Source organism: uncultured Rhodococcus sp., from assembly GCF_963525155.1.
Classification (GTDB): Bacteria; Actinomycetota; Actinomycetes; order Mycobacteriales; family Mycobacteriaceae; genus Rhodococcus_F; species Rhodococcus_F qingshengii.
In genome coordinates this window covers 1-6155 of the sequence record NZ_CAURKP010000251.1, presented here as the reverse complement: position 1 = coordinate 6155, position 6155 = coordinate 1, and the positions used below count along the sequence as shown (strand labels likewise).

Below are 6155 nucleotides of genomic sequence, written 5' to 3'. Positions count from 1 at the left end.
ACCCCACCCCCGGCGGCACGCCCCCATTGCATAGGCGCCGCCCCCGCCCCGGTCTTTTCAAAACGAACAGAAGGACTCCCAACGTGGCTGAGCGCAGACTGCGCGCTGTGGAGAGGGGCGAAAAGCCACCGGCCAAGCGGGTTCCGCGCAAAGCGCCGCCAAAGTCGGCTGCACATGCGGAGAGGAGCGGTGATCGCCGGCAGTTGCTCTTCGCGTTTCAGCATCGCATCGCGAAGGCCATCGACGACCCGAAGACTGCGGGTCGGTGTTCGCAGCGTTGATAAAGCAGCAGCGCGACATCGCGGCCGAGATTCACGCAATTGACCTCGCTGGGGATGTGGGGGTCAAGAATTTCTCCGCACGGTCCTGGTCGGCGCGCAGCTTGGCACTACCGAGGTCATCAAAGCGACCAAGCTCGGTGACGGTGCCCTTCTCACTATTGGCCTCAATGATCTGCGGGTAGACGTCGCTGGGATTGTCGGGATTGTTTATCGGTTTGATCTCCGGCGGCGGTCGCGGCGCACACTCGGTCACATATTTCCGGCGTGGTCGCGGTGACGTCGAGGCCCAGGCGCCTGAAGCAGATATTAATGGTTCGCTGGGCCTATGCATCATGCTTCAACGCGAGGTGTTGATCGTCCCATCGTGATGCGCTCAATAGTTGTGCGATGTGATTTGCGATCATCATGTGGGCGGGAATCAACGGCAAAGCGTCCCGCCACAAGCGGATCTGGGTGAACGCGTCTGCTGCTGGTACCTGTTGCAAGCGGTCCAGAATTTCGAGACGTTCCGAATTAAGCCAGTCATCCTGGTATTCATCCAGAAGGAAGGCGACAGTTCCGCTAAGGGGGAGTTCGACGCGCACCGCGCCACGCCACTTCCCGCGCTCGGCGACGTACGCGGCGAGCACCTCGTCGCGGTTCACAGCGTTGGTGAGGAACGTATCCAGTTCGGTCGGGACCTGCGGGCGGTATCTGTAGGTGACGTACGTCAACCATGTGGTGTTGGAGGCCGGACGATACGGCCGGGATTCCCTCGTCGGCGAGGTTTCACCCCGAAGTTCTTGGCGCGCGTATTCGGAGGCGTTGATGAGGTCCATGTAGGACTTCCACAATCCGCCCGCCGATAGGTCTATAGGAACGTATTCGCGTAGGAATACTTGGGCTTCCCGGAGGTCTTCGCGACGGAGTGACAGGTAGTTGTAGATGTTCAAAAATCGCGCGTATTCCGGCGAGTCAATGAAGATGGCGTTCCAACGCGCGTCTGACGTGAACGCGGCGGACGACCCGTAGTAATTGATTCCGGCCAGCATGATACGGATGTCCTGTCCATCCTCGGTCTGGTCGACCTGAGCGAGGATGCGCTGATGCACCGAAGAGTCGACATGGCGGGCCTCCAACAGTTGCGTCAGCCCCAACCGGAGGTCGTCACGGGTGGCGTAGTCCACATCGATGAGGTCCGGACGCAGTTCATCGGAAATGTCTTGGTAGAGCCAACGTTGGTCGAAGTAGTACTGCAGGCTCGACTCTCGGAGTTGCACGACATGTGCGGTGTCCTTGTATGGCGCCCAGCGCAATGCGCGACCGGCGACTTGCATTAGGTGAGCGATACTCATTGAGGGATAAGTCACGACGACTGAATCGATCGACGGGTCGTTGAAACCCTCACCGACGAGTGCGGACGTGGCAATCAGGATCCCGGCGGGTTTGCTTGAGAATTCGTCAAGTGCGTCACCTGCGTCGGCCGTCCGCAAGCTGTTACTGCCGCCGTGGACGAACGCGATGTCATCGTTGTCGAGAGGATGTCCCTGACGCTGCTCGAACACGTCAATAACGGCCTCGTAGAGGCGTTCGGCGCGTTCTTGCTGCGACACTGCGACCAATACCTTCCCGAAGTCACTCTCCGTCCGATCGAGCAGATAATCAGCCAGGTCTCTCAGTCCATCTGAGGTCGACCAGTCAAGACCGGGCAGATCAAGAGGAGGCTCGAAGACGGGTTCCACGATGCACTTGCGCTCGAACAGTTCGCGGTACGTGATGGTGAACGCGATGTTGTCGACGCCGATGGGCAAACGATCCGCGCGCACGGGCGTCGCAGTAAGTAGGATTACTGGGCCACCGTGATCGAATACCGGAGCGTAGGTGGGGGCGGCGGCATGGTGCGCTTCATCGATAACGATGAGCACCGCTCGGTCACCCAACTCTTCGAGCGTCTTCGCCACTTCGCCCACCATGATGAACTTGATCCGAGACTCGAACATGGACGCAGACCCGTCGGGAAGTTGATCGTCGCGTTCCTTCAGGAGCACCTGAAGGTCCTTGCGTGCCTGCCGATGAAGATTTCGGCGATGGGTCACCCACAAGGCGATTGTGTCCGTTCGGTTTTGGGCTGCCAGATAATCCAAAATGCAGCGAAGGCCGACGCGCGTCTTGCCGCCGCCCGTCGGGACAATCAGGCCGACCCGGCTCTGCGGAGTCTCACGGAGATCGGCGGCCACATGGCGCACAGCGCCGTCCTGCCAAGACCAATCAGGTGAGGAAGTAGTAGATTTCGCGGACGGAGTTGTGTCAGAAAGGGCGGCGCCGGCGTTCGGAAGTGCTCGCCTGACCACCGCGGGTGGTACTTCTAATGCAGATGCAACGCCTGCAACGCGGTCCTGGCCATCGACGATCGCAGCGCCTGCGGCCGCGACCTTTGCGTCAAACCCGATGAAAGGGGCCACGTCACCCTGCAGGACCGGCATCGCGGACAGGCCCTCCTCCAGGGCGCACAGGGTGGCTTCCGTGACCGACCGGGAGTTGTCTTCGCTCAGCAAGCCATGGATGCGATTGGGATAGATGCGTTGTCCAGCACCCGCGGAGAGAAGTTCCGTAAGGGCGTTCACACTCCCCACCGCCCGGAGTTGGCGGACCAGTCCGTCGATGACGGACTGGACCCGTTGCTCGGTTACGTGGTGGCGCTTTACCATCAGGATTCCGTCGATTCGATCATCTTCAGAAAGAGTTGAGCCTGGTCGCGCATCCGCTCCAGTTGAACCTTGATAGCTGTGCCCTCTGTGGCGAGTCGATCCGCGGTCAATTCCGATAGCTTCTTCAGCAGGTCGTCGATGATCGCCTGAGGCTTGCGATTGGCCTTATGTGAGAGCCATTCGGCCTCAACCTCGGCCATGCGACGAGCGCTATCGGGGTCCGACACGTCGAACGCGGACGCGAACGACGTCCCGTTGTCCTTGTCGTATCGCTGCATGTCATCCCACACCTTGATGTTTTCGTGCCGGTAGAAGATGTTCGGGTTCTTGTCTGCCGAGCGCGGCCATGGACGCGCCTGCTTGAAGACCCAGTCGAAGAGCACCTTCTCGCTCTCCGCTGAGAGCGCGCGATCGTCTTCCCCAATTGCCAATTGTGCTCTAACCCAAGGCTTTCGGCTGATAAGCTCAAAGAGGTAGTAATCCTCCTTATCGAACTCCTGATGCGGGACCTTTGGCAGTTCGTCCTCCCACCGCGCCCTGAAGGCGCCGAACCAGCTTGCGGCTTTGAGTTGGCGCTTCACGTTGGTCTTTGTCAACGATGCCTCGTCCGCGACATCGGCGATGATGGCGCTGTCCCAGAATCCGCCCTTGCTGCCGTGCTTGGCCTCGAACAGATTGTTGTAGCGCTCTAGCAGCCAGAGATCTTCGGCGTAGTTGCCCCACTCCTTGGCGCCATTGATGTGCCTGACGGCGAGCACCCGCGGAAGCTTGATGTTCAACTCTGCGACAGTGTTCGCATCGACTGGCACGACCTGCAGAAGGTCGGTGTCCTTCTTGATCTGCTCGATCCTGGCGACAACCTTCCGTTGCTCGTCGATCTCCTCCGCGGGGAAGTTCTGCGCATTCTTCTCCAGGCGTGCAAGCTTCTTGCGCTGCTTTTCCAACTCGACGGTGCGGATCTTGTGTAGGGACACAAGTCGGCGGTTGCCCTCCACTACCACGTGGCGGTCAATGCCGTCATCTGGATGGTCCCACGTAATGATGTTGTCGACGGCCATCCAACCTTGTCCGATGATCGCCTGAATCAGCGCGTCGGTTTGGTAGGCCGACTCGCCTAGAGCAGTCAGGATCCGCTCACGCGTCGCGTCATCAAACAGCGCATCCGCGTCTTCATATCCAGGCTTTTCGTCGACGGCGTAGCCCAAGCGTGGGTTGTTTGGGTCCGGATACAAGTTCTCGAACGGGACTTCCATCAGTTTCTTCAAGTACTCCATTTGACTACCTCCAGCCCTGTGGGAATCCCTGTATTCCGCATCTATGGAATAAGATAGCACGACAGTCCGCTAATGTGGAACAGTTTATTGGTCATCCCCTGATTTCGGGCATCAATTGCCGAGTCAGATGCAGGGGCGTGGCGATTGTGTCGATGGAGGCGAGGCAAGGGGCACCGTGACGTTGCGGGACGGCACGTCCGAACTGATCAGCGACTCACTGCCGAGACGGCGCCTCCGTTGTGGCCGATCGTCGCAGACGCTTAGGTCAAGCGGGGGTTCCAAATGAAACGCGACTCACACTCGGGGATGTCGGTTGGCGCAGCGGTTAGATCGACGGAGATGAATCGCACAAGATGCGTGTGGAGGTAGGCAGAGTCGATGCGTGTCGCGCCGTACCGTTCGACAAGCGCATCGGTGAACTTCGTCTGTATTACTACGGCGCTGAGATACACGGTCTTCTTGTAAGGGCGAAGGCACTCCTGAACATCCGCGGAGATCGGCAGGGGCGGAAGGTTAGCTCAGGTTCGCCGACTGAGGCTAATATTGTGGACGACAACGGTGCTCCGGAGATCGCGATCAGAATGGTAAAGATTAATGCCAACCACAACGGCGCCGAACATTCTGTGTTCAGCCAGATGATCAGTGCACCGATGATCGCGTTCGGAATGTCTTTAGCACGAGAATGATCGATATTCCTCGGATTGACCGGCGACGTTCTCCACCAATGAAGGCAATGCCCTCGATTCTCGCGCAGCATTCGCAGGATGGATCAGCCAGTGAGCGACATCCCAATCGCGAGCATGACTATCCCGTCACCCACGGCCCAAGTGGACCCAGTTGGGAGACACGTCGCACCGCCGCGAATCCGGCGGCCGTGAACACCTTCCACGCCCCGGTTATCGACTGACCGTGCGGTTGTGTTGCTATCCAAACACCCTCCCACAACCCGGTGTCGACAACTTCAGGCTTTGCTACACCTTTCGGTTGTGCAGCACAGTGAATGTTGAACGCCGAAGGAGATGCGGTCTACTTTCAGTAGTGCCACATCCGCAGCATGCCCAGTGGCATGATCTCGTCCAATGACTGGGAGTCGGATTGCGTGGGCTGTGCTGGCAATCGAGACGGGATTCTGGGTTCGGCGACACGCAGTGGCTGATCTACGAGATCACCAGTTGCGACGTCGGCATCGGATACGGCCCTCTGCGTGTGGCGCAATGCAACGGCACGATTCAGGCGGACTTCAGTCGCGGGCTGTTTTTGGTGCTCGCTGTTCCAGTGGTGCTGTGCATAATTCCAGCCGTGATCGCGCGACTATTGGTCTCCTGGATCGTCTCGGCGACAATGGGGTTTGCTGCGATTGTGGAATTCGTGAGTGCCTTCAGCGCGTCGATGCCTTCTTTGCTGTCGATGGTCGAGAGCCACCTGGCGGCGGTGCTGGCTTTAGGTTGCAGTAACTCATCAGGTGATCGCATTGCGCAACAAGGGGACTTCCGCGAGTTCGCGACGTGAAGTCGCTCATTAGGTCGGAGCGCGAGATCCAAAGTTCACGGGCGAGTAGACTCTGCGCTGACCCGAGCGTGGTCTCCATTCTCGAAGACGTTGGCGCAGAAGTGCGCTCGCAACCCATCCATCGCTACACTCTCGTAGTGCTGGCGGCCACGCGGAGCTGTGCTCGGCAGAGTTCAGTCGGCTGAGGTGTCATTTGAAGTGCCTTTGATTCCGCCACGGAGATCGTGTCGCTGAGTCCAGGTGCGCACGGCATTACGAGGTCGAGTGACGCGAGATTGTTGATTGTTTCGCCGCGGCGAATTCCGTGTCGTCGAGGACTCCCTGTTGGTCGAGGTTGGCGAGGTTCTGGAGTTCGCTTGATAGACCTATTGGCGGTGTAGTCGAAGTCGGGGCATGCTGCACAT

The 6155-nt window shown here is 59.0% G+C and carries 4 protein-coding genes; 2 read left to right on the top strand and 2 right to left on the bottom strand.

The window, feature by feature from the left end; all coding sequences use genetic code 11:
- Positions 1 to 604 precede the first annotated feature (604 nt).
- Both RWT78_RS27315 and RWT78_RS27310 read right to left on the bottom strand, forming a co-directional pair.
- Positions 605 to 2968 carry a DEAD/DEAH box helicase family protein gene (locus RWT78_RS27315; protein ID WP_314682244.1) on the bottom strand — a complete coding sequence of 788 codons (2364 nt, stop codon included), beginning with the start codon at positions 2966 to 2968 and terminating at the stop codon, positions 605 to 607.
- Complete coding sequence (locus RWT78_RS27310) at positions 2968 to 4242, bottom strand: hypothetical protein (RefSeq protein ID WP_314682241.1); 1275 nt, start codon at positions 4240 to 4242, stop codon at positions 2968 to 2970. The genes RWT78_RS27315 and RWT78_RS27310 overlap by 1 nt, the downstream gene beginning before the upstream one ends.
- Positions 4243 to 4595: 353 nt before the next feature.
- Here RWT78_RS27310 and RWT78_RS27305 point away from each other — a divergent pair, with 353 nt between their 5' ends.
- Positions 4596 to 4928, top strand: coding sequence for a hypothetical protein (locus tag RWT78_RS27305; protein ID WP_314682238.1), 333 nt, complete (start codon positions 4596 to 4598; stop codon positions 4926 to 4928).
- Between the two features lie 409 nt (positions 4929 to 5337).
- Positions 5338 to 5751 carry a hypothetical protein gene (locus tag RWT78_RS27300; protein WP_314682235.1) on the top strand — a complete coding sequence of 138 codons (414 nt, stop codon included), beginning with the start codon at positions 5338 to 5340 and terminating at the stop codon, positions 5749 to 5751.
- Positions 5752 to 6155 lie beyond the last annotated feature (404 nt).